This window comes from Sphingomonas sp. RIT328, from assembly GCF_000632225.1.
GTDB classification, from domain to species: Bacteria; Pseudomonadota; Alphaproteobacteria; order Sphingomonadales; family Sphingomonadaceae; genus Sphingomonas; species Sphingomonas kyungheensis.
The window spans coordinates 1-19,756 of record NZ_JFYV01000014.1 but is presented as its reverse complement, the minus strand read 5'-3'; the positions used below and the strand labels follow the sequence as shown (position 1 = coordinate 19,756).

Here is a 19,756-nt window from a genome sequence, read left to right as displayed (position 1 = left end):
AACGATGAATCCCCATCCAGTTGGTAGGAATTGTTTATTGAGCGTCGAGGCCGCGTGGCTATCGTCTGGTCGATCATCCCCCCGAAGGAGGACGCATGACCGTCGCCACCCTGCTTGCCGCCACCGCCGCCTGGACCGCGCTCGCCGGCACCGCGCCCGCGACGATGGCGCCTGCGCCCGTCCAGGCCGAGGCCGCACCTGCCGCTGCCGTGCGCCCCAATTTCCTCGTCATCGTCGCCGACGATCTCGGCTGGTCCGACCTCGGCGCGTTCGGCGGCGAAATCGAGACGCCCAATCTGGACGCGCTCGCGCTGTCGGGGGTGCGGTTCACCGGCTTCCACACCGCGCCGACCTGTTCGCCGACGCGATCGATGCTGATGAGCGGGGTCGACAATCACGAGGCCGGGCTGGGCACGATGGCGGAGCTGCTCAGCGATGCGACGCGCGGCCGGCCGGGCTATGAAGGCTACCTCAACGATCGCGTCGCCTCGATCGCCGAATTGCTCCGCGCCGGCGGCTATGCGACGCTGATGGCGGGCAAATGGCATCTCGGCCTGACCCCCGATCGCGAACCGGCGGCGCGCGGGTTCGAGCATAGCTTCGCGCTGTTGCAGGGCCTGTCGAACCATTTCGGCGAGGATCAGAACGCCGCCTGGGCGGCGGCCGGCAACGCGCCGAGCTACCGCGACGACGGCAAACCCTCGGCTTTGCCCAAGGGGCGCTATTCCGCCGACTATTTCGCCGAGCGGCTGATCGGCTTCCTCGACGGCGCGGCGCGGGCGGGCGACCGACGGCCGTTCTTCGCCTATCTGCCCTTCACCACGCCGCACTGGCCGTTGCAGGCGCCGCCCGAGACGATCGCTAAATACAAGGGCCATTACGACGCCGGCTACGAAGCATTGCGCGAGAGCCGGCTGGCGCGCGCAAAGCAGCTCGGGCTGGTCCCCGCCGACGCGGTCGCACACACGACCGAACAGGTCGCCGGCTGGGCGACGCTCGATCCCGCCACCAAGGCGATCGAGGCGCGCAAGATGGAGGTCTATGCGGCGATGGTCGACCGGATGGACCAGAATGTCGGCCGCGTCGTCGCCGCGCTCAAGCGGCTCGGCCGCTATGACGATACGATCATCCTGTTCTTCGCCGACAACGGTCCGGAGGGCAATGTCATCGACGCGCCGACGCCGCGCTTCACCGCCGGGGCGAAGCCGGCGGGCGCGACGCCCGATGCGGCGGCGAAACCCGATCCGGCGCTCGGCATCGACAACAGCCTTGCCAATATCGGCAAGGGGACGAGCTATCTCGGCTATGGCCCCGGCTGGGCGCAGGCCAATTCGGCGCCGTCCTGGCTGGTCAAGGGCTATCCGACCGAGGGCGGCATCCGCGTCAGCGCCTTCGCCGCCGGCAAGGGGGTGAAGGGCGACGGGCGGATCGCCAATGCCAATCTCGACGTCCGCGACGTCGCGCCGACCTTGCTCGATTATGCCGGATTGCGCCAGCCGGCGACCTTCGCCGGTCATCCGATCCTGCCCTATGAGGGGCATAGCCTGCGCGGCGTGCTGGCGGCGGGCGCGCCGGCGGTGCGGAGCGACGCCGAGCCGATCGGCTACGAATTGTTCTTCCGCCGCGCGTTGCGCAAGGGCGACTGGAAGGCGGTCTACCTGCCCGCCGGCAACAACAGTTATACGCGGAAAGGGGTGAGCACCGGCCGCTGGCAGCTGTTCGACGTCGCCGCCGATCCCGGCGAGACACGCGATCGGGCAGGCGACGAGCCGGCGCGGCTCGCCGAACTGGTCGCGGCCTATGATGCCTATGCCAAGGCCAAGGGGGTGGTGCCGTTGCCGCCCGCCGATCCGGCGGTGACGGCGGGGGCGAAGCCGTGAGGCGTCGCGCGGCGCTGCTGCTCGCGCTCGCCGCCGTGGTCTCGGTCGGCGCGCGGACGCCGCCGGTCGCGGCGCGTTGCCAGAGCGGCGACGCGCGCCGCCTCGTGCCCGCGGGCACGACGTTGCTCGGCGAGGACGGCCCCGACCGGCCCGGCACGCCGGTGCGCGTCGACGCCTTCTGGATCGATGCGCATGAGGTGACCAACCGCCAGTTCGCCGGCTTCATCGCTGCGACCGGCTATCGTACGCGCGCCGAGCGTGACGGCGCGTCGGCGGTGTTCGTCTCGCCGCTCGAGCCGGTGTCGCTGGACAATGCCGCGCGCTGGTGGCGGATGGTGCACGGCGCCGACTGGCGCCATCCGGCGGGGATCGGTAGCGACCTCGCCGGCAAGGCGGAGGCGCCCGTCGTCCACGTCGATCGCGACGACGCCGCCGCTTATGCGCGCTGGGCGGGCGGGCGGCTGCCGACCGACGCTGAATGGGAGCGCGCCGCGCGCGGGGACCAGCACGGCCCGCGCGATCCGATGAGCTGGGCGTTCGCCGACGGCAGGCCGCGTGCCAACGTCTGGGAAGGCGTCTTCCCGATCCGCGACACCGGCGACGACGGCTATGCGGGGATCGCACCGGTCGGCTGTTTCGACGCCAACGACCTCGGCCTCTACGACATGGTCGGCAACGTCTGGGAATGGGTGGCGGGCGACGCCGCGGTCGGGCTGGTCAAGGGCGGCAGCTATCTGTGCGCGACCAATTATTGCGCCAATTTCCGCCCCGCCGCCTTCCAGGCGCAGGAGCGCGACCTGCCGACCTCGCATATCGGCTTCCGGATCGCTTATACGGCGGCTCCAAGACGTTGAGCAGGACCAACTTTCAACATCTTTAAGGAAGCGCCAGCGAAATCGTTAGAATGCGAGTAATAAGAATAGGCGAACAGTATCGCAATAGACGTACCGCGAGCGCCGTAAGGCGCTGCTAACCGCCACAACTTTTTGGGTGCAGCCGTGCCGGCAAGATTGACGTGGCGGAACTGTTAGACCACAGGATCACCTGTAGGCCAATCTAATCAAACAGCGGCGACCCCTGCCCTCCTGCGGTTTCGACCCACTATCGGTCATTCAGCAGCCTTATCGCGCCTGCCAACTTCGGTCATTCGTCGGCGAGAGGTGTTTCAGTGCCTACTCAGTCGATCCTCTGCTCCCCAAGCCACTCGATGAACCTGTTAAGCCACAAACTGTTCGCAAGACCGCCCGGAGGCACATCGAATATATGCTCTTCGACAGGACGCCTCGCCGCCCGCCACAACGTCGTCAGCGCTTCAAGGCCATCCGTGACCGGGCCGTGCCCGGTTTCGGTGACGATGAATAGCGGAGGCGCATCGGTTTTGACCGTGACGTCCTGAAGCGCCGGACCGAAGATCGATGCTATGAAGGTGGGACGCGCCGTCGGGTCATTCGCCAGCAGCGTGCCGATCGCAACGCCACCGCCCGCCGATATGCCGATCATGCCAATGCGGTCGGGATCGACCTTCCAACGCGTCCGGTTAATTCGGATCATAGCGAACGCCCGACGCGTGTCGGCGACGGCGAAGCGCAGTACCTCGCTCAAGGCGGTATCCTGCGGGGACGGATTGGCATTGGCGTTGCGGATGGCGAGCGGCGGATAGTCGGGCCATCGTGGCGGCGCCGCGGCGACTCCGGTCGCGGAGGCCGGCGCGGGCACGTCTGCGGTCTGAAGCAGGCGGTATTTGAGTACGAACGCGGCGGTGCCGCGCGCGTTGAGCCGCTGGATCACCTCCATCATCTGCCGGTCAATGCCGAGCACGCGCAGCCCGCCACCGGGCAGAATGATGACAGCACGCCCGGTCGCCTTGTCCGGCGCTGGCAGATAGGCGAGCAACTCCGGATCGCGCACGTTCGACACGATCGCACCGGTCGCGGTCTTCACCGTTCGTTCGGGAGACCGCCAGTGTTCGGACCCCGGCGCAGGGCCGTCGTAGAGCCGCTGCACGATCGGCGCCTGCTGCGCATGGCCCGCCGTGGCGGCAAGCAACGCGAGCGGCAACAGCGCGACGCGACCGCGCCTAATCAAGGCGCTTGCGCTCGATCGTGACGGTCGACGACCGGCACAGGCCGCACTCCGCTCCCGTGAACATTGCCGCGGCCTTGCGGTCGCCGTTGAGCTGCCACGCCAGCCAGGCGACCGCGATCCGCGCGCCCTCGCCGCCGTTCGGCTGCATGAAGGTGCCGCCATGCCCGACCGGCAGGTCGACCAAAACTGCCGGCACCGTATCGATGCGGCGGAAATCGTCGGTACCGTTCGGATGCGCGACATCATCTGGGCCGCCCAGCACGTAGAGGATCGGCGTATGCAGCGCCGCGAGCAGGCTCTTGTCGACTTCCATCCCGGCGATCGGCTGCGCGCCGTCGGCGAATATGCCGCTGTTGTTGACGATGACGGTGCGGATGCGCGGATCGCCGGCGACCTGCAGCGCCTGCAGCCCGCCGCAGCTATGCCCGGACACGGCGACGCGCTGCGTGTCGATGCGGCCGTGCAGCGGATTGCGCGGATCGGCATTCGCCTTGATCGCCAGATCGATTCCCGCGACGACATCGCGCGCGGTCGTCTTGACCGGCGGGATGACCTTGCCTGGCGGCGGTGCGACCGGCGGTTCGAAGCGCCAGGCGACGCCGGGGCCGCTGCGGATCGTCCCCGCCGCGACGACGAGATAGCCGTGCGAGGCGATCTCCGACAGATAAAGCCGCGCCGAGGCGCCATCGTCGGAACAGCCGCCATTGCCCCACAGCAGGACCGGCAGCTTGCGCTGGCCGAGCGCGGCGAGGTTGCGCGGGCGGTAGACGGTATGGCCCGGGAAGGCCGCATCCACGTTCTTCATCGCGGGATAGGGCCCGCTCCCCGGCGTATCGGGTCGTTTGTTGAACGCTTCCATGATCGCCGCCTGTGATGGCGGTGCACTGGCCGGCGGCGTCTGCGCAGATCCCGCCGCGGCGAAGAGCGACAGCGCGGCCGAGAGAGCTTGTTTCATCGCTGATCCCCTCCAAGGTCGGGAAGAAATGACAGCAGCGTTTCGATCATGCAAGCCTTTTCATAAGCTGTTTCACGCACTCTCCCGCGCGATGATGCGGAATTCGACCGGGAGGCGCGCGGACACCGACTTGCCCTCGGCAAGCCGGCGCAGCGCCCGGATCGTCTCGCGCGCGATCTCATGCCCGTCTATGTCGATCGATGTGATCGTCGGCCGCATGTCGCCGGCCAGCCGAAGATTGCCGAAGCCGATCACCGCCAGCTCGTCCGGGATGCGGATGCCTGCCGCGCTAGCCTCGACGATCAGGCCCTGCGCGATCCAGTCCGACCCGCACAGCGCGACATCGGGCTGCGCCGGCAGGTCGCTCATCCCGCGGAAGGCGAGTCGCCCCTGCCCGAAGTGACTCGGGCTCGACACCGGCTGCACCGTCGGCGTCTCACCACCAAGGCGACTCCAGGCGGCGATGAAACCCTCGGCGCGCTCGATGGCGCGGGGCGATTGCGGCACGACGAGATGCGGGCGGCGATAGCCGCGATCGCGGCTGAACTGCGCGCTCGCCTCGCCGACCGCATGGTGGGAGAAGCCGACTGCGATCTCGATCGGATCGTCAGGCAGCGCCCAGGTCTCGATGATCGTCGTCGGGTGGCTGCGCAGGCGCGCGCGGGTCGCCTCGTCGGTGACGACGCTGGTGAGGATGATCGCATCGACACGGCGGGAAAGCGCGACGTCGATCTGGCTGTTGAGCAGCTCGTTGCCCGATCCGGTCAGCGAGATCATCACGCTGTTGCCGTGCATCGACAGCTCCTCGATCATCGCCTCGACGGTGTCGTTGAAGATCGACTGGGCGATGTCGGGGACGAGTACCGCGATGATCCGGGAGCGGTTGGAGGCGAGCGAGCCGGCGTTGAGGTTAGGGAGATAGCCGACCTCGGCCACCGCGACGCGGATCCGGTTCGCCGTCTCGGCGGCGACGACGGACGGATTGTTAAAATAGCGCGACACGGTCGCCGCCGATACGCCGGCGATACGGGCGACTTCTTCGATGCGGGCGGGCTTGCGGCTCATCCTACGGCCGCCGCACGAGTGAAAAATATCTTGCAAACGATTTCATGAAGCGTAGCATATCATCATGTCCCATGATTTCGACCCCCTTAGCGTAGAGACCTTCGACAGTCCGCACGACGACTATCGCCGACTGCGCGCGACCTGTCCGGTCGCGCATAGCGACGCCTGGGGTGGTTTCTGGGCGTTGCTGAAACACGAGGACGTCGCCGCGGTCGCCACCGACTGGCAGACCTATCTGACTTCGCAGCAGAATGTTGTGCCCAAGGTCGCCTTCACCGGCCGCCGGCCGCCGCTGCACCTCGATCCGCCAGATCATACTCCCTATCGGCGCGCACTCGCGCCCCTGCTGTCGGAACGGCGCGTCGCCGCGCTGGAGCCGGTGATCCGGCGCATCTGCCGCGACCTGCTCGCGGCGATGGTGGCGCGCGGCGGCGGCGACATCTGCGCCGACTTTTCGTCGCGCATGCCCGTCGCGGTATTCGGCCATTGGATGAACCTATCCGAACCGGCGGTCGAGCAGCTCGCGGCGATCGGCCAGCGCTATAATATCGCGGTCCAATCCAATGACGTTGAGGACACCCGCATCGCCAGCGCGGCGCTGTACGAGGTCGCGCGCGATATCGTCGCCGCACGCCGCGCCGCCCCGCTTGCCACCGAGACGGATGCGACCAGCGCCCTGCTCGCGGTCCAGGTCGACGGCGCGCCGCTGCCCGACGATCTGATCATCGGCACGATCCGCCAGGTGCTGGTCGTCGGCCTGATCGCGCCGAGCGTGATGGTCGGCTCGATCGCGGTGCATCTGTCGCGCGATCGCGCCTTGCAGACGCAGCTGCGCGAAAATCGAAGCTTGCTGCCCGCGGCGGTCGACGAGTTCCTGCGCCTCTACACCCCCTATCGCGGCTTCGCCCGCACCGCCGTCCGCGACGTCTGCATCCGCGGCCGCACTATTCCCGCCGGCGAGCCGATCGCGCTCGTCTACGCCTCGGCCAACCGCGACGAGGCGGTGTTCGAGGATGCCGACCGGTTCCGCATCGACCGCCCCAACATCGCTGCCTCTCTCGCCTTCGGGCGCGGGCCGCACATGTGCGTCGGTGCCGGACTCGGCCGGCTTGAGCTGATCGTCGCACTCGACGAACTGCTGTCGGCGGCCCCCGGCTTCACGTTGGCGAACGAACCGCAGCCGACCCGCTTCCCCGAGATCGGGGCGCTCAGCGCGCCGATCCGCTTCGAGCACGAGGTATGAGCGCGGACCGACGCCCGATGCCGATAGAGGGCCTCATCCTCCTCTATTTTCTGGCCTATCTGCCGAACATCCTTGTTACGGCGCTGCTCACCCGACTGCCGCATCCCGGCCTTGGGCGACCGTTGACCGGGCTGGAGACGCTGCCCGCGACGCTGATCCTCAACCTCATCCTCACCTATCTATTCATCTGGCTGTCGGGCTGGCATCGCGACGCGCATGGTGTCCGCATCCTCGGCCGCCGCATTCCGGTGCCGACGCGCTTCACCTTGCTGTCGGGGATCGGCACCGCCTGCATCATCTTCACCGTGCCGCTGTCCTACACGTTCGCGGGTGTCAGCATTCCGTTCATCCAGCTGCTGATGCGTGGAGACGTGCTGATCGTCGCGCCGATCATCGACCTGATGTTTGGGCGGCGGGTGCGCTGGTGGAGCTGGGTGGCGATCGGCATCGTCGCGGTGGCGCTGCTGACCACGCTCTACAGTCGCGGCGGCTTCGCGCTGCCGCCGCTCGCGATCGTCGCGGTGGTGCTCTACACGCTCGGCTATTTCATCCGCCTGTCGGTAATGACCGCGGTCGGCAAGACCGGCGAGGCGGCTGATGTGCGCCGCTATTTCGTCGAGGAGAAGCTGTTCGCGCTGCCGACGTCGGTGGCGATCCTTGCCGCTTTGTCGGCGGCGGGGTTTGGCGATCAGGCGAATGAGCTGCGCTTCGGCTTCATCGACATCTGGACCGACCCGTCGATCGTCTGGATTGCCTTCATCGCGGTGACGCTGACGATCGTTTCGGTCTTCTCGGTCGTCATCCTGCTGGATCCGCGCGAGAATGCCTATTGCGTGCCCTTGGAGCGGGCATCGAGCCTCGTCGCCGGTGTCGCCGCGGCACTGATCCTCGCCGCCGGCTGGGGCATGCGTGCGCCGAGCGGCGCCGAGCTTGCCGGCGCCGGCCTGCTGATCGCCGCGATTGTGCTGCTGTCGCTCGCGCCGCGCTGGTCGGCGCGGCGCGTAGCGCGCCGGGCGATGCCGACCACCCGCTGACTGTTCGAACCGCCAGCGCGCGACAGATGCGCAGGTAACAATTTGGGAGATGATAGAATGGCCCTCGTGACCACATCCAAAGCCGTGCTCTGCCTGTCCGTCGCCGCCGGCGCGCTGCTCGGCTGGGCGGCCCCCGCCGCCGCGCAGGTTGCCGAGCCGGTCACCGCGCCGCCAGCGCAGAGCGACGATGCCGCCAGCGACGACACGCCCGCCGCCGATATTGTGGTCACCGGATCGCGCATCCGCGGCACCGCGCCGATCGGCTCGAGCGTGATCGCGGTCGGCCGCGACGAAATCCGCAACTCCGGCGCGACCACCACCGCCGACGTGCTGCGCCAGGTGCCGCAGATCGCCGCGATCGGCATCAACGCCGAGGGCGCCTCGGGGGCCGCCGCGCCGTCGAACATCAGCCGTGCGAGCGCGCCAAACCTCCGCGGTATCGGCCCGACCGCGACGCTGACGATCATCGACGGCCATCGCGTGCCGACGCAAGGCACGCAGGGGCAGCTGGTCGACCCTTCGTTCATCCCGACGCTCGCGCTGGAGCGGGTCGAGGTGATCGCCGACGGCGCCTCGGCCATCTACGGCTCTGACGCGGTCGCCGGCGTCATAAACCTCATCCCGCGCAAGAATCTCAACGGCGCGGAAGTCAGCTTCCGGCTCGGCGGCGGCGACAGCTATTGGGATTATCAGGCCGGCGGCGCAGTTGGTGGCAGCTGGGGCAGCGGCCATGCTATGATGGCCGCCGACCATGTCTGGAACGCGGCACTACGCGGTGCCGACCGCAGCTTTGTGTCAAGCGACCGCCGTCGCTTCGGCGGGGCGAACGGCCTGACCACCAATTGCGGCGTACCGGGGACGCTGACGGTCAACGGCACCGACTATCGCGTGCCGGCCGGCAGCGGCACCGGCCTCACCCTCGGCAACCTCACCGCCGGGCAGAATACGTGCGACAGCGCCAAGCTCGCCTATCTCATCCCGGAGACCGAGCGGACCAGCCTGTTCGGCTATGTCGAGCAGCAGATCGGCGACCGCATCAAGATCTTCTCACAGGGCTTCTACAGCGCGCGCAATTCTGACCAATATGAAGCGCTGAGCCTCAACGCGATCACCGTTCCGGCGACCAATCCCTTCCTGCCCAACGGCATCGCCGCGACGACGCCGGTGTCATTCTCCGGCCTGCTGCAGGCTTTGCCCTACGGCCATACTCGCATCGAGACGGAGACCTATCAGGGGATCGTCGGCGCCGAGGCCAAGCTCGGCGACTTCCGCCTTCAGCTGTCCGGATCCTACGGCAAGGGTCGCGACAACACCGATCGCGTCCAGATCAACAATTACTACCTCAATCAGGCGCTCGCCGACACCAATCCGGCGACGGCGCTCAACCTGTTCACCGGCGCGGACGGTAACAATGCCGCGACGATCGGCCGCGTCACCAGCGGCCGCTTCAACGTCACCGGCGAAAGCACGCTCAAGACCGTGGAAGGGACGATCGACGGCGCGCTGTTCAGGTTGCCGGGCGGCGCTGTGCGCATCGCGGTCGGCGGCGAATATCGCGAGGAGCGGCTCGACGGCACCTTCATCAGCAGCAGCGCCGTCACTGGCCTGCCGGTGACGACGGGATCGAGCAACAGCCGCACCGTCAAGGCGGCCTATGGAGAGTTGGTCGTGCCGATCTTCGGCGCCGACAATGCGATCCCGCTGTTCCGCCGCCTCGATCTGACCGGCGCTGTACGTTACGAAAAGTACAGCGACTTCGGATCGACCACCAATCCCAAGTTCGGGGCCAACTGGAGTCCCGTCGACGGGCTGACGGTGCGCGGCAGCTATGGCACGTCGTTCCGCGCGCCCGGTCTGTCGGAAAATGACGCTCTGTCTAGCGGCGCGGGCATCTACCAATTCCCCGCAGCCCTTGCCAATGGTACCTTCGTTTATGCGGCGCTACTTGCCGGCGGCAATCCCGGCCTGAAGCCCGAGACTGCGACGACGTGGAGCGCCGGCGTCGACATCGCGCCGCGCGGCATTCCCGGCCTCAAACTCAGCGGCACCTATTTCAACATCGACTATACCAATCAGATCGTCGACGGCTTCGGCCGGCTGTTCCTCTATCTCAATAATCCGACGCGTTATGCGGGCTTCGTCGGCTTCGCCAATACCGCCGCGTTCACCGCGCTGCGCCAGACCTTCGCCAACAGCGGCTTCACTGCATCCCCCGCGCTGGATTACAACAGCGCGTCGCTGGTGCTGGTCGACGCCCGCCGCACCAACGTCGGCGTCGTCCATGCCGAGGGCCTCGACTTCCAGGCATCGTGGGCGCTCGAGACGGATCGTGCCGGCACCTTCACCGTCGGCGCCAACGGCACCTACTTCCTCACATACAAGACCGGCGAGGCCGGCGGTACTTTGGTCGAGAGCAAGAACCAGCTCGGCTTCCCGGTCAAGTTCCAGATGCGCGGCAGCCTCGGCTGGCGCAGCGGCGGCGCGGCCGCGATCGTCAACTGGAATCACGTCGGCGCCTATGACAACATAAACAGCACGCTGGTCGGCCGGATCGGCGCCTATGACACGTTTGACATCGACGTCAGCTATACCTTCGGCGGTGAGGCAGGCAGCTTCTCGCGCGATCTGCGCATCGGCATCAACGCACGCAACCTGTTCAATCGCGCACCCCCGCTTGCCGACCTGGCCAACGGCTATGACCCGACCTATTCTAGTGCGTTGGGGCGCATCGTCGCCGCCACCATTTCTAAACGGTGGTAAAAGCTGGTGCCAGCGGCGGCGCAACTTGGCAGGGTGCAGGCACGGTTTTCGTCGTCCGACCAGCTTTCATTCGTGCCCGCAATGGCGTAATTGAAACCCAGCTCCTTCGGAACGCTGATCATTTATCGATCACTCTACTACTAATGCATGTGAACCCAAAAAAGCGTTTCCAAACGGCTTTCGGGGCGACTTAACATGTCACTTTCTACGGCTAGAGGAGAACTTTCCTCGCAGCCTAACTCTAGGTCGATCCACGCGAGGCTCAACACGGCGGTAAGGACCCAAAACCGGCCACTCGGAGCGCCCTGCCCGCTTCCCAGATTCTGCCATTCATTCATGAGCGCTGAGTGTGGTGAGGAGCACCAGAAGCCAAGAAACTTCGCTGGGAAATCACCGCGTGGGCAGGCGCATTCCAGGGGCAATGGATGAGCGCGCCAATTAGACAAAGCGCACGCTGCGCGGACCGATGTGGTTGCGCGTACAGCCTAGCTGTAATCTTAGATGTCGAGGTGTGCCATCTGTTGACACAAGCGCGGTGTGTGCGCAAAGCCGGATGATGACGACGCGCCTTTCCTGCAATGTATCGCTAACCCCCGAGCTGAAGAGCTTCATCTCAAGCAGCTTGGCAACGGGTGATTATGCCAATGTCAGCGAGGTCGTTCGAGCGGGGTTGTGTTCGCTGCGAGACGGTCCGCGCCGCGCCTCTCAGACGGTGGTGGATGGCTGGCCAGTGGGCGGTGGTGAGTGCGGCACCCTGATCCGTAACCGCGATTGGAGTCGCACGGGGCTAGGAATGCCGGAAGCATGGTCGCACGAGATGCGGGCCACGATCTCAAATCTCGTCAACTCGCCGGTCGCCAAGGTGCTGATGTGGGGACCAGACCACATCATGTTCTACAATGATGCCTATCGAGATATAGCTGGCGAACGTCACCCTCTGGCGCTCGGCACACCGGTGGCGGACGCCTTTCCCGAAGTATGGGACTGGAACCGTCCGATACTGGCAGCGGTGCGTCAGGGTGAGACGCAATCCTACCTTGATCAGCCGATCGTCTTTCAGCGCGCCAATGGCCCGCAGACGCTGGGCCTCAGCCTGTTTTACACGCCGGTTTACGATGCGGATGGGACGCCTGGTGGCGTGCTGTGCACCATCATCGACAACAGCGGCCGAATTGCCACCGAGCAAAAACTTGCCGCGAGCGAAGCTGAGCTGCGCCGCATCGCAGATGCCGTGCCGATGCTGGTGTCCTACGTTGATCGCGAGCACGTCTACCGCTTCGCCAACGCCGATTATGAAAGCTGGTTCGGCATCTCGCCCGGTGAAGTCGTCGGCAAATCCGTGCGGGAAGTGATCGGTGACGAGGCGTACCGCACCCGCATAAAAAACCTAGACCTCGCGTTGACGGGCAGCCCGCTCGTCGCGGAGACGGTATTTCATCATCGGACCCTTGGCCCGCGTCAGACCGAGATCCGATATGTACCCCATGTCGGGGACAGCGGCGAGACGCTCGGCGTCTATATCCTCGGCATCGATATCGGCGATCGCGCCGAGCGCGAAGCAGAGATCAAGGCGAGCAACAGCCGTTTCCGCACTGCCATGGAGGCCGTGCACGGCGTGCTTTGGACCAATAGCGCCGATGGCCGGATGGTGGGCGAACAGCCAGGCTGGAGTGCGCTCACCGGGCAGAGCCAAGACCAATATCAGGGATTTGGCTGGGCATCGGCCGTTCATCCGGATGACGCGGCGGCAACCGTCATCGCGTGGAATCAGGCCGTCTCTGCCCGCAGCATGTTCGTGCATGAACATCGCGTGTGCCGTTACGACGGGGAATGGCGGACCTTTGCTATTCGGGCCCTGCCCATCCTCGACGATGCCGGCGAGATTTCCGAGTGGGTCGGCGTCCATACCGATATCTCACATCAGCGCGCGGCGGAGGCGAGCTTGCGCGAGCATGCCGAAAGCCTCTCACGGCAGGTCCGGCATCGCGAACGGGCAGAGGATCAGCTCAGACATCTCAATGAAAATCTAGAAAGCCGTGTCATCCAGGAAATTGCTGATCGGCGAGAAGCTGAGGCTAAACTTGCTCAATCCCAGAAGATGGAGACGGTTGGCAAGCTGACAGGCGGCGTCGCGCACGACTTCAACAATCTGCTCCAGGTGGTCGGCGGCAATCTTCAGCTGCTCAGCCGCGACGTTGCCGGTAACGAGCGCGCCGAGAAACGCGTCAGCAACGCGATGGCCGGCGTGTCACGTGGTGCAAAGCTGGCGGCGCAGCTCCTGGCCTTCGGGCGCCGCCAGGCGCTCGAGCCCAAAGTCGTTAACGTCACGCGCTTCGTGCAGGGAATGGACGACATGCTGCGCCGTGCGATCGGTGAGGCAATCGAGGTGGAAACCGTCTTCTCCGGCGGGCTGTGGAACACCTTCATCGATCCCGCTCAGATCGAAAACGCACTACTCAACCTCGCGATCAACGCACGCGATGCGATGGAAGGTCGCGGCAAGCTGACCATCGAGCTGGCCAATGCGCATCTCGACGACGCCTATGCGCGCTCCCATGACGAGGTGACGCCGGGCCAGTACGTCATGCTGGCGGTGAGCGATACTGGGTCGGGCATGTCGCCCGAGATCATCGCCAAGGTGTTCGAACCATTCTTCTCGACAAAGGCCGAGGGCAAGGGATCAGGTCTTGGCCTGTCGATGGTCTATGGCTTTGTCAAACAATCCGGCGGTCACGTAAAGATCTACTCGGAACCCGGCGAGGGCACGACCATCCGGCTCTACCTGCCGCGCGCGACCGAGGCCGAGGACCTTGAGGTCGTCAGCGATGCAGGACCGGTCACTGGCGGCACGGAAACAGTGCTCGTTGTGGAGGATGACGAGGAGGTTCGTGCCACTGTCGTCGAGATGCTGACCGATCTTGGCTACAGCGTCCTCAAGGCGCCCGAAGCGACCAGCGCATTGGCGGTGATCGAAAGCGGTGTCGCAATCGACATGCTATTCACTGACGTGGTCATGCCGGGAGCATTGAAGAGCCCGGAACTCGCTCGCAAGGCCCGTGAGCGGCTACCCGACCTCGCTGTGCTATTCACCAGCGGCTATACCGAAAACTCGATCGTGCACGGCGGCAAGCTCGACAAAGGGGTCGAGCTGCTTTCCAAGCCATACACGCGCGATGCGTTGGCTCGAAAGTTTCGGCACGTGCTGGCCAATCAGCGCCAGCGGAAGCAAACATTTGCCACGACAGCTGCAAACGCCGAACTTGTCACCACCTGCTCCGCGCCGATCGCATCTTCGGCGACCATCCGTCAGACCGCCCTATTGGTCGAAGATGACGATCTGATCCGCGGCAACACTGGCGAGATGCTGAAGGAGGCCGGCTTCGTCGTGGTCGAGGCCGCCAGCGCCGAAGAAGCATTGATGGCGCTGCAGACGGCCCCTGTCGACGTTCTGGTCACCGACCTCAACCTGCCAGGAGCTTCCGGACGCGAGCTCGCCGAAAAAGCACGCGCGTTGCGGCCGGATGCCATCGTCATATTCGCGACCGGCGATCCCGGAGCCGTGGCGAACGAGATCGACTGTGTAGTTCTGCCGAAGCCATACAACGCCACAGCGTTGGCGTCAGCCATACGCTTTGGCCGCAGCAATGAGCCCGTTCCCACCACGTCGACCGACAAAGTGGCAGGATAAGTTAAGGTCTAGCCGCAGGGGTGTATCCATTCACACCCGATCGCAAACGAACGAGAGAGTGCTGCAAACGCAATGTCTGATGAGCAGCTTGCTTCGGTCACGAGCGTCCTACGTCGAGCGCCCGAATGGATCAGGCACGATCTGCTCGCTAAAGATCCTGCCGGGCGCCAGCAGGCTGAGGAAGCTTTAGCCGCGATAATCGCAGCGGCCCTTTCTCATACCGCAAAGGTCAAAGATCGATCAGCTTAGCTCCGATGACAAGGCGACCAAGAGGACCCATTTGCAGACGTTCGCGGACTGTTTGCGGCTCCCCGATTTCGGTTGTTTGTTCGTCTCGGCCATCGCCGACCTAAGTGGCAAAATCCCCTTCACGATGCAGGAAGCCTGCTCTGCCGGGATTGAATATTCGAATCTCCATCGTCCTGATGCGAAGTCACCCTGTTCCGTGCGCAGGGCACGATGTCGGCCGCGAGATGTTTAGGTCGTTGGATGCGGTGGCTAAAACAGCTTTGCGAGGAACTCGACGATGGCAAAAACGGCGACTCTGGGGCTAATCGGACTGGCGCTGACTGGCTTGGCAGCCTGCGATCAAACGCCCACGGGTTCGACTGCGCGGACCGCGTCGAACGGTTCGGCCGACGGAGCGGCGATGCCCGCCAACGGCCCCGGCCGACTGCGCGGCACGCTCGCCACCATCGATTCGAATACCATGACGGTTACCACCTACGACGGCGCGTCGATGCCGGTGCTGCTTAACGGCCAGACGAAATACGCTTGGGTTGTCAAATCCAGCCTCGCCACGCTCAAGAACGGCGACTTCATCGGCACCGCGACGACCGGCCCGGACGGCGACCTGAAAGCGGTCGAAATCGTGATCTTTCCCGAGGCCATGCGCGGAGCCGGTGAGGGCCATTACGGCTGGGATACACCCGGAGTGAAGCAGGCAGCCGGGCAAGCGAGCGGGGCCGCCAGCGGGATGACCAATGGCACCGTTACGCAGAGCACGATGACGAACGGCACGGTCGAGCAGAGCGCCATGACCAACGGAACCGTGCAGCAGAGCGGGATGACCAATGGCACTGTCACTGCGGCCGAGAATGGCTCGGCAACGACGAAACTGACCGTCGGCTACAAGGGCGGAACCGCGCAGGTGAGCGTCCCGGAAGGAACGCCGGTCGTACGTTTCGTACCGACCGAGAAGACATCGCTCGCGAAAGGCCAGAAGCTGTTCATCAAGCTGGCCGACGATCAGAAGAACGCGCAGTTCGTCGCGATCGGCAAGGATGGCCTGACGCCGCCGATGTAGCTGGGCCGTTCAAGGTGACGACGGTGGCTAGCTTGACCCATATCCGGTCACTCAGCAGCGCTATGGCATCGACCAACTTCCGCCGTTCGTTCAGCTTCAGTTGTCGTCCCGAATTGGCGTCATCCTCGCCCGCATCACACACCATGAGCGCTGGATAACGGACTAATCGAACAACGCCTCGACCGACATTCGATCGTCGCATAGCCCGTCTGCGACGGCGTATCGCAGCATATTGCCCAGCACGGCACGATTGCGTTCGAGACCATAGGTCCACGGCTGTTCGCCCAACGCATCAATACCGTCTTGCACGCAATGTGCGAGCCAGGGCATCGCGCATTTTGGAAAGTCCCGCGTCGCTAGATCGGCAAGCGCCAGCTCCAGGCTGCGCGCGAACGCGTCGTACACGGCCGTGGTCAGGTGCGGGTACCGAACGGTCAGCGAGCGTCGCACGACCAGTATGTGCATGATCGGGAACAGGCGCGTCCGGTGCCAGAAGTCGGTCTCAGCGTGACAATAATCCGACCACAGGCGTCGTACCGCGGCGGATCCGGTCGTAAAACAGCATGGCGCGGTCGGACTGATGACGGCATCGATGCTGCCGTCGGCGAGCATCGCGTCCAGCGTCGACGATGATCGGGTCGCGCGGATCGCGGCGGGCAGGTCCATCGCCATGCGATCGGTCAACACAGGCGCATGCAGCCCCGCCGTGACCCAGTCGATGCTCTCGCGCGCGACGCCATGATCGTCGGCGAGCATGCCGCGCAGCCACAAAGCCGCGGTCTGCTGGAAATCGACCAGTCCGATCCGCTTGCCGGCCAAGTCCGCCGGGCCGTCGATACCGCGATCGGTGCGGACGTAGAGATTGGCGTGGCGAAAGCTGCGCGACAGGAACACCGGCACGCCGACATAGTCGCGTCGCCGCTGCGCGACCGCGGCGATGTGGCTGCCCATAGACAGTTCGGCGATGTCGAACGCGGCTTCGTTCAGCGTCGCGCGGAACAGCGTCTGCGCCTCGACGCACCGAAGCATCGATTCGAACCTTTCGATATGGACGCGGCCGTCCAGCAGGGCCTCGATCCGGTCGGAGAAGGTACAGCCGATCGTCAGCGTCGGGCGCCCTTCGTGCATCACGTCGCTCATCCGGCGAACGGGATGGCGAGTTGCGCCGCCTTGCACGCGTCGGACTTGGGCGGCGCGATCCCCCATTGGTCGGTACGACCTGATGCCCAGGTCCAGTCGGCGGGGCTACCAACGCGATAGTCGTCATCGACCTGCAACACCTCGGCGGTCTGTTCGATCACGAACCCAAACGGATCGACGAAGTACGCAAAGACATTGTCGCCGGGACCATGCCGCCCGACGCCCCAGCCGATCGCGAAGCCATGGTCGACCATTCGTCCCGAGGCACGCATGACCCCCTCCCACGTCGGCACCAAAAAGGCGACGTGGTTGAGCGTATTGACCGGCGCTTCCGCGATCACGATCGAATGATGGTCGCTGTTGGTCCGCACGAAGGCCATCATCTTCGACCGGTCGGTCAGGCGAAAGCCGAGCCCGTCGACGAACAGCGCGGTGTCGCGCGCGACGTCGTCGCTGTTGATATTGACGTGTGCCAGCCGTTCGGCGCGATCCACCGCGGGCGGGTCGGCGATGCGGCGTTCGTCGTCGGCGACGATACGGATCGTCCGGCCGGTGGGGTCGGTAACGGCGAAGGCGACGCCGGCACCGGGTTCATCCGTTGTATGAAGAATCGATGTGAGCCGACAGCCGATCCCCTGCAGCCGGGTGGACAGCCGTGCCTGTGCCTCCCGATCCGTTGCTCGGAACGTCATCGACCGGATCGCCGCCCGTTCGCCGGCATGCAGGGCCAAGAGTTGCCTATCCTCGCCCGTGCCCCGCAACCATGCCGTATCGCTGCGGCGATCAGCGAGGGTCAGCCCCCAGGCTGCGGTGTAGAATTCGACTGCCGCGCCAAGATCGGGCACGGTGAAATCGACGCTGCGCAGCCCGGAAATATCGAAGGCGGTCATCGGCGAGCCCCGTCAGAATTTCGCGCGGAACGTGGCACCGGCGTAGCGCGACGACTCCTTGGCGGTGAAGTAGAGCAGGTTGCCGGGATTGGCGGCATTGGTGATGATGTTGTCGCGCTGCAGGCCGAGCGCATAGGCCTTGTCGGTCAGGTTGCGGACGAACAACGTCAGCTGATAGCGGTCATCCTGCGTGCGCGCGCCGATGCTCAGATCGACCGTCGCATAGCCACGCTGCCGCAACGCCTGGTCCTGTTCGAACGAGAAGCCGACGGCGGTCTGCGCGTTGCCCGTGACCTGCACGAAACCGGCCAAGGCAGTACCGGGAATGTCCTGATCGTAGCGGACGCTGACGTTGCCGCGCCAGCGTGGCGCGTTCGGCAGCCGCACATCCTGCAGGTTCTGGAGCGTCCCGTTTGAATTGCGATAGCATTGGTTGTACGGTGAGCTGCCCCCTTCTGAGTGGTCCATGGACTATGACAGTCTGGATCAAAGAAGGGACAACGAATGCCTGCCAAGAAGCACAAGCCCGAGGAGATCATCGGCAAGCTGCGTGAGGTTGAGATCATGCTGGGCCAGGGCGGAACGACTGCCGAGGCATGTCGGCGCATCGCAGTCAGCGAGCAGACCTATTACCGCTGGCGCAAGGAATATGGCGGCCTAAAGACAGATCAGGCCCGGCGGATGAAGGATCTGGAGAAAGAGAACCTTCGGCTGCGTCGCGCGATCTCGGACCTGACATTGGACAAGCTGATCCTGCAGGAGGCGGCAAAGGGAAACTTCTGAGCCCCGCACGGCGCCGACGCTGCATCGACCAGGTGCGGGCGGTGCTGGATGTGTCCGAGCGGCGGGTATGCCGCGTACTCGGCCAGCATCGGTCGACACAGCGCAAAATTCCGTGTGGGGCAGATGACGAGGAGGCGCTGACGGACGACATCGTCGCGCTGGCCAGGCAGTACGGGCGCTACGGCTATCGCCGGGTGACGGCATTGCTGCATGCGGCCGGCTGGTCGGTGAACCACAAACGGGTGGAGCGGATCTGGCGGCGCGAAGGGCTGAAGGTGCCCCAGCGTCAGCCAAAACGCGGTCGGCTGTGGTTGAACGATGGCTCGTGTATTCGGCTGCGACCGGAGTATCCTGGGCATGTCTGGGCGTATGACTTTGTCGAGGCGAGGACGCACGACGGGCGTAAGTTCCGCATCCTCACGATCATCGACGAGGCCAGCCGCGAGTGCCTGGCGCTGGTGGTCGCCCGGCAGCTCCGCCACGAAGATGTGCTGGCGGCCTTGGCCGAGCTGTTCATTGACCGGGGTCCGCCTGCACATATCAGATCGGACAACGGCAGCGAGTTTATCGCCACCGCCGTCCAGAAATGGCTTGGGCAGATCGGCGTGAAGACGCTCTACATCACGCCAGGCTCACCATGGGAAAACGGCTACAACGAGAGCTTCAACGGGTCGCTTCGCGACGAACTGCTCAATGGTGAGATCTTCTACAGCCTCGCGGAGGCCAGGGTGCTGATCGAGGCGTGGCGGCGCCACTACAACACCGTCCGGCCGCATAGCAGCCTGGGCTACCGACCGCCGGCTCCGGAAGCGGCAACACCGCCATTACCGGCCTCCGGTTCCGCTTCGCTCCACCTACGCCCGGCAATGGCGGCCGAGACAACAATGCACTAACGATAAACCCGGACCACCCGGTGGGGGCTGCTCA

14 protein-coding genes are annotated in these 19,756 nt (G+C 65.2%); 8 read left to right on the top strand and 6 right to left on the bottom strand.

The window, feature by feature from the left end; translation table 11 throughout:
• Positions 1-95: 95 nt before the first annotated feature.
• Entirely contained in the window at positions 96-1,880 is a 1,785-nt protein-coding gene (locus tag BW41_RS08335; RefSeq protein ID WP_037533576.1) for an arylsulfatase, read from the top strand.
• Entirely contained in the window at positions 1,877-2,734 is an 858-nt protein-coding gene (locus tag BW41_RS08330; protein WP_037533574.1) for an SUMF1/EgtB/PvdO family nonheme iron enzyme, read from the top strand. Before BW41_RS08335 ends, BW41_RS08330 begins: the two co-directional genes overlap by 4 nt.
• A 322-nt stretch (positions 2,735-3,056) precedes the next feature.
• On the opposite strand, the gene BW41_RS08325 is transcribed toward BW41_RS08330, so the two are convergent.
• The 3 genes from BW41_RS08325 to BW41_RS08315 form a co-directional block, all read right to left on the bottom strand.
• Positions 3,057-3,938: an alpha/beta hydrolase gene (locus BW41_RS08325; protein WP_051583353.1), complete on the bottom strand. Its 882-nt coding sequence runs from the start codon at positions 3,936-3,938 to the stop codon at positions 3,057-3,059.
• A 19-nt stretch (positions 3,939-3,957) separates the two neighbouring features.
• The gene (locus BW41_RS08320; protein WP_235199698.1) at positions 3,958-4,920 is read right to left on the bottom strand and encodes a hypothetical protein; all 963 of its coding nucleotides are present in this window, start codon (positions 4,918-4,920) and stop codon (positions 3,958-3,960) included.
• 72 nt (positions 4,921-4,992) lie between these two features.
• The gene (locus BW41_RS08315; protein ID WP_037533573.1) at positions 4,993-5,985 is read right to left on the bottom strand and encodes a LacI family DNA-binding transcriptional regulator; all 993 of its coding nucleotides are present in this window, start codon (positions 5,983-5,985) and stop codon (positions 4,993-4,995) included.
• Between the two features lie 64 nt (positions 5,986-6,049).
• Between BW41_RS08315 and BW41_RS08310 the strand changes: the two genes are divergently transcribed.
• The 5 genes from BW41_RS08310 (at position 6,050) to BW41_RS08290 (ending at position 16,016) form a co-directional block, all read left to right on the top strand.
• Positions 6,050-7,228, top strand: coding sequence for a cytochrome P450 (locus BW41_RS08310; protein ID WP_037533571.1), 1,179 nt, complete (start codon positions 6,050-6,052; stop codon positions 7,226-7,228).
• A gap of 17 nt (positions 7,229-7,245) precedes the next feature.
• A complete protein-coding gene (locus tag BW41_RS08305) occupies positions 7,246-8,262 on the top strand; it encodes a hypothetical protein (RefSeq protein WP_235199697.1) in 1,017 nt (338 codons plus the stop codon).
• Between the two features lie 66 nt (positions 8,263-8,328).
• The gene (locus BW41_RS08300; protein ID WP_161773121.1) at positions 8,329-11,022 is read left to right on the top strand and encodes a TonB-dependent receptor plug domain-containing protein; all 2,694 of its coding nucleotides are present in this window, start codon (positions 8,329-8,331) and stop codon (positions 11,020-11,022) included.
• 553 nt (positions 11,023-11,575) lie between these two features.
• Complete coding sequence (locus BW41_RS08295) at positions 11,576-14,710, top strand: PAS domain-containing protein (RefSeq protein ID WP_443027642.1); 3,135 nt, start codon at positions 11,576-11,578, stop codon at positions 14,708-14,710.
• A gap of 526 nt (positions 14,711-15,236) precedes the next feature.
• Positions 15,237-16,016: a hypothetical protein gene (locus tag BW41_RS08290; protein WP_081792984.1), complete on the top strand. Its 780-nt coding sequence runs from the start codon at positions 15,237-15,239 to the stop codon at positions 16,014-16,016.
• A gap of 162 nt (positions 16,017-16,178) precedes the next feature.
• Here the strand turns inward: BW41_RS08290 and BW41_RS08285 are convergent, their stop codons facing one another.
• The 3 genes from BW41_RS08285 to BW41_RS08275 are packed head-to-tail and all read right to left on the bottom strand — an operon-like array spanning position 16,179 to position 18,514.
• Positions 16,179-17,144, bottom strand: a complete 966-nt coding sequence (locus BW41_RS08285) for an ABC transporter substrate-binding protein (protein ID WP_051583364.1) — start codon at positions 17,142-17,144, stop codon at positions 16,179-16,181.
• 8 nt (positions 17,145-17,152) lie between these two features.
• The gene (locus tag BW41_RS08280) at positions 17,153-18,046 is read right to left on the bottom strand and encodes a VOC family protein (RefSeq protein ID WP_037533563.1); all 894 of its coding nucleotides are present in this window, start codon (positions 18,044-18,046) and stop codon (positions 17,153-17,155) included.
• 12 nt (positions 18,047-18,058) lie between these two features.
• The gene (locus BW41_RS08275; RefSeq protein WP_152542202.1) at positions 18,059-18,514 is read right to left on the bottom strand and encodes a TonB-dependent receptor domain-containing protein; all 456 of its coding nucleotides are present in this window, start codon (positions 18,512-18,514) and stop codon (positions 18,059-18,061) included.
• A gap of 36 nt (positions 18,515-18,550) precedes the next feature.
• Here BW41_RS08275 and BW41_RS08265 point away from each other — a divergent pair.
• A protein-coding gene (locus tag BW41_RS08265; protein WP_152542201.1) for an IS3 family transposase occupies positions 18,551-19,722 on the top strand; the annotation gives its coding sequence in 2 pieces (ribosomal slippage) (positions 18,551-18,815 and positions 18,815-19,722; 1,173 coding nt in all).
• Positions 19,723-19,756: the final 34 nt, after the last annotated feature.